General features: G+C 67.1%; 5 protein-coding genes. 3 read left to right on the plus strand and 2 right to left on the minus strand.

What is annotated here, in order from left to right; genetic code table 11:
- Positions 1-73 precede the first annotated feature (73 nt).
- Entirely contained in the window at positions 74-427 is a 354-nt protein-coding gene (locus BLW04_RS24775) for a hypothetical protein (protein ID WP_217631264.1), read from the minus strand.
- A 337-nt stretch (positions 428-764) separates the two neighbouring features.
- Between BLW04_RS24775 and BLW04_RS26345 the strand changes: the two genes are divergently transcribed.
- From BLW04_RS26345 to BLW04_RS24785, 3 genes are all read left to right on the plus strand, one after another.
- A complete protein-coding gene (locus BLW04_RS26345; protein WP_139307030.1) occupies positions 765-1,424 on the plus strand; it encodes a hypothetical protein in 660 nt (219 codons plus the stop codon).
- Positions 1,425-2,323: 899 nt separating this feature from the next.
- The gene (locus BLW04_RS27190) at positions 2,324-2,479 is read left to right on the plus strand and encodes a hypothetical protein (protein ID WP_175484286.1); all 156 of its coding nucleotides are present in this window, start codon (positions 2,324-2,326) and stop codon (positions 2,477-2,479) included.
- Positions 2,480-3,151: 672 nt separating this feature from the next.
- Positions 3,152-3,871 carry a DUF4230 domain-containing protein gene (locus BLW04_RS24785; protein ID WP_091548236.1) on the plus strand — a complete coding sequence of 240 codons (720 nt, stop codon included), beginning with the start codon at positions 3,152-3,154 and terminating at the stop codon, positions 3,869-3,871.
- A 204-nt stretch (positions 3,872-4,075) separates the two neighbouring features.
- Here the strand turns inward: BLW04_RS24785 and BLW04_RS24790 are convergent, their stop codons facing one another.
- A complete protein-coding gene (locus BLW04_RS24790; protein WP_091548238.1) occupies positions 4,076-4,315 on the minus strand; it encodes a hypothetical protein in 240 nt (79 codons plus the stop codon).
- Between the last annotated feature and the right edge of the window lie 290 nt (positions 4,316-4,605).

A 4,605-nucleotide genomic window follows, 5' to 3' on the forward strand; every position in this document is an offset into this window, starting at 1 on the left:
CACCGCTGCAACTGTCGTACCCGCCGCGCATGATGGGCCCGTCAGCAACGCCGCCTAGTTGATCAACGGGCCGCTACCGAAGTTCCACGGAACGCGGGACATCCTCCTTCAACTGGGCGACCAGAGCGCGGACGCTGGACTCGGCCACAGTCACCCCCTCCTCCTCGAGCAGCCGCTGCCAGATCCGGCGAGCGGTGTGGCGCTGCTTGCGTGGCGCGGCCAGATCGGCGACCAGCCATCCCCGCACCGTGGCCACATGTGGGCCCAGCAACGGCGCGACCCGAACCGGTGCCTTGCGCGGCGGCGGAGTCGCATCGGCCAGTGCCTGGCGCACCGCCCGCCGGTGCACCTTGTGCTTGATCGCCAACGCCCGGATCGACAGACCCTCATCGCGATGGTCCCTCCGGATACCTTCGAACTGCTCCACTCTCGATCTCTCCTTCAACTTCTACGACCTCCGTGACGCCTTGGCAGACGTCACAGACCGTAGAGAGGGCGGGGTCGAGGGTGGGGCCACTTCAGAGCATCACTGGGCCCCCAAGTGGGGCCACCTCAGGCTGGCACACCCACCGCAGGCTCAGTCACAAGCTGTGAGGCCTTCCGTGGCTGGCGGAAGGCGCACGGGGTGGCCCGCGCAGGCTGGCTATCCCGGTCCCTTGAGTGGTGACCTCCATGGCCCCGGAAGTCGGGGGGTCTCTCGCCGGTCCCATCAATCATGGGACTGCAGGCAACCCGGCACCCGGGGCCGCCGCTATCGTCTCGGCGTGCCCCGCGACGCCATCTGCCCTCTCTGCGGGAAGGTCGTTGCACGATGTCTCGACCGCAATAGACGCTACGGGGATCGTTGGGTTCTCGAAAATCACAACGTGGTAACAGGGCCGGCAGGCGCACGGACTTGGGGCCCGTGCGAGACGTCAGGGTCGACGCTCGAGGAGCCATGGTTTCAACCGAGACTTCTGCCAGAATCCTTCAACCGGGATCACTTTACCGCGATCGTCGAAGCGCTTTCCTCCGCCGCCTTTCAGGTGGTCGATGATCCCAAAGTTCACGGGTTTCAGCCCTTGTCTGCGAAGGCGGGCGAGGAAATTCAATTGTTCGGACTGGGCTACGGAAATAACGATAAGCGACTCGCCGCATTGCGCGAGGAGCCTTCCCTGGCGACTACGACGACGGGTGGAAGTGTTTATCCGGTCATTCTCATCTCGGATTCTTCTCGGCCCCGAGACGGGCTAGTGCCGGTTGGCGCGTGCAGCGTAGTCGGGTACGTCGGCTCGGCATGGTCGACCTCAAGCACCGCCCTTTCCGGCTTCATCGAGGACCAGGCAAAGCGTGGTGTCTTCATCGTGACGACCGTTGTCATGAGCTATGAGCCACTACTGTTTGGAAGTATTTGGATGGGGACCATTGCGCCCGGCCTTCGATAGCACGCAGCGTGCGGCTGAGGAGCGCAGCAGGCCCAGAAGGTCCACACGCCGGAGGCCGGAAGTCAAACGCCTGTTGGGCGCACGCTAATCACGTGGAGCATGAGAACGGCCACTGTCACCGCGATGTGGGCCGGTTGCAGTGCTGGGCCTGCTCGGTGCGGACGGGGAGGGCGTCGGCCGGTTCAATTGACGAGGGCGATGCGACGTGTGCCGAGACGGGGCGTCGAGCTCGAGCGACTCGCGTTCCCCGTCGGGACGCTGTCACGCACGGGCCGGTCCTGCCCCGGCCGCCTGGCGAGGATGCACGGGTTGACCGCTGCGTCGGCGACTAGGAGAAGATCACCTCAGGCTGCTGCATCTGCCCCGTGGTCCCTTGATCACGCTGGATCTCCCGGACCTTGCCGTTTCGCCACTGGGCGATGTGCTGGTCGCACAGTCGGATCAGAGGCTCGCGTGGAAGCGGAAGGTGAGCGGCCCCGGCCGCGGTGAGGTTGCAGTCGGCTGCGTTGCAGGTGAAGACGCGAGGTGTCATGCCGGCTCTTCCTCCGGAGCGCCACTTCCGGGCCGAGGTTGTAGTCCTTGTCCGGGGTACCGGTGACGTGTCCGGCCTCCTGGCCACTACCAGTGGTCATGTCCGCTCCGTCGCTCCGTGGGGTGTTCGGTCTACTCGCCGGCAGCTGGGTACGCCACTTGTACTCAACGGGGTCCTTTGTCCACGCGTGCACCTGCCGGAACCGCACTGAGCCCGGCCGTCGTGGTGACCGGGTGTTTGTCTGTCGCACGGCAGGCCTAGCGTCCCCGACGTGCCGCGAACTGACTTGTCGCCCTTCGACCCCACCGCGGACAAGCAGGGCCGGTCATGGACAGCCGAACCAGGTGCTCAGTTGTGGACACTTCAGTTGCCCGATGGGCTCGCCATGCCGGGCACCGAGGAGATCGACCCGCCCCGGCCCGTCTGCGTCACCGTGGACGGCATGAAGCGCGAGGGGCACCTGATGGCCCGCCGCCGAGCGGACGACGGCTGGCGGGGGCTGTGCCTGCTCGAGGTTGAGTGAGCGCCGGGTCGGTGGCAGCACCAGCTGCGGTCGGTTCCTGCGGGAAGCTTGCACTACTGGACAGGTAGGCGTCACATCGTAAGAGTTCCGTCAGCGCCCACCAGCTGGGGAGGACGGATGGCGACTGGCCCGAGCAACAGTTGGGGTGTCTGCCCGACCTGCTACCGCCTGTTCGTGGTGAGGAAGGACGGGCTCGTGCGGTCATACGTGGGCTCGCGGCAGGCTGCCCGGTCGACGTGTGACGGTTCCGGCCAGCAACCGGCGGAGGTCGTTGTTCGACCGCCTCAGCCCGGCGGTCCAGCATGATCGCCTCTCCCGGTAGCACTCCAGAGCGGTGCAGCCCATGCTCGTTCCACGTCACTGCGTCGAGCATGCCGCCCCGGTGATGAGGTCCCATCGTCAAAGAAGCGGCTGGTGGGACCGCCTGCCTTCACTATGCCCTGGCCGCCGACGAGCGATTCGGGGTGGGGCGGGATGCTGCCGGGCGAGCGTCGGGCATTCAATCGCGAAGCTGCCTGAAGGATACGGAGACAGGGCGCCGGGGGAACCTGTCCTTGCACTGCGCCTTCAGCCCCGCGGGCCGTCCGCAGAACGCGCCGGCGAGCGGGAACACCGGACGACGCCTGGTTGCTCTTCCGGCACGCGCCCTTCTACGCGAGGAGACCACCGGACATGCCGACCCTGCTGCAGCACCGAGACGTCGACGCCAACGCCAGCGAGCCGGTGCGAAGCGGCCGGCGATCGCGGGGCCCACGCCGACTGGTCGCGGCCGGCGTCGCCGCCGCTGTCGCCGTTCCGCTCGTGGGGATCGCGGCCGACCGGATCTCCGGCTGGACCGACCCGTTCAAGGAGCAGGTGGTCGACCGGAGCACCACGCCGTTGTTGTTGGCCCTCGATGACCTCGACCAGTACCACGCCGCCACCGGCACCTTCCAGGTCGTCATCGACCAGGAGCGCGACACCAAGTGGGTCCCCTCGTCGATCAGTGGCGAGCGAGTCAGCTTCCTCGCGACGGGCACGGTCGACGCCTACGTCGACTTCGCCGACCTCGGTCAGGACCGCGTCGAGCTCTCGCCGGATGGTGAATCCGCGACCATCACCCTGCCCGCGCCCCAGCTCGGGGAGGCCCGGGTCGACCCCGCGCAGAGCCGGGTGCTCGACCGCGACCGCGGGCTCGTGGAGCGGGCCGGTGACGTCTTCGCGGACAACCCAACAGATGACAGCCGGCTCTACGCGCTGGCCGGGGACCGGCTGGAGTCCGCCGCCGCGGCCAGCGACCTGCACCGCCACGCCGAGGACAACACCCGCGACATGCTCACCTCCCTCGGCCACTCGTTCGGGGTCGACAGCGTGACGGTGACGTACGAGCCCGCGCCGGGCGCCGCGGGCTGAGCGCTGCGGGTACAAGCCTGCGGGGAGCCCCGCTGGATGTAGTGACCGACAGCGTTGCTGCGCCACGGGCGGCTGAGCTGGGGATCTCGCGCAGCGACTGAGCCCGCCGTCGTGGTGACCGGCGTGCCTGCCCCTTGGCATGACCAACTCCCTGAGAGGCCGTCGCAGCGGCTCTCAGGGGGTTCATTCGTCTGGCTGCCTCGATTAGCCGCTGAGCCGGGACTTGAGCAACTGCTTGCCCTGCTCAGCGCCCTTGCGGCTCTCTGCCTGCGCCTTGCGGAAGAGATCCGCGACTTCGCTGTCACCATCGCGGTCGGCATCCTGGACGTAGGTCTCCAGCCGAAGTGCATTGTTCAGGCACTGCTCGGTGAACCAGACGAGGTTGTAGTCCTTGTCCGGGGTGCCCGTGACGTGTCCGGCCTCCTGGCCACTGTCAGTGGTCATGTCCGCTCCTTTGCGGTCAGTGAGGAGTTCGGTCTACTCGCCGGCAGCCGGGTACGCCACTTGTACTCAACGGAGTCCTTCGTCCAACGCGTGCAGCTGCTCGGACAGGACTGAGCGAGCAATGCTTGAAACCTGTGGATGAGCAAGATCGCGGAGGGGTCGTACCCTCCCGAATCATCCTGAACAGGCCCCTCAAGCAAGGCCGGCGCGCCAACGCCGGTCGGGAAGGTACGACCCGTGTTCACCGTAGTTCCTGGGGAGTCCGACGGGCGCGAGGACCGCGCTAGGGC

Source organism: Modestobacter sp. DSM 44400, assembly GCF_900107175.1.
Lineage (GTDB): Bacteria > Actinomycetota > Actinomycetes > Mycobacteriales > Geodermatophilaceae > Modestobacter.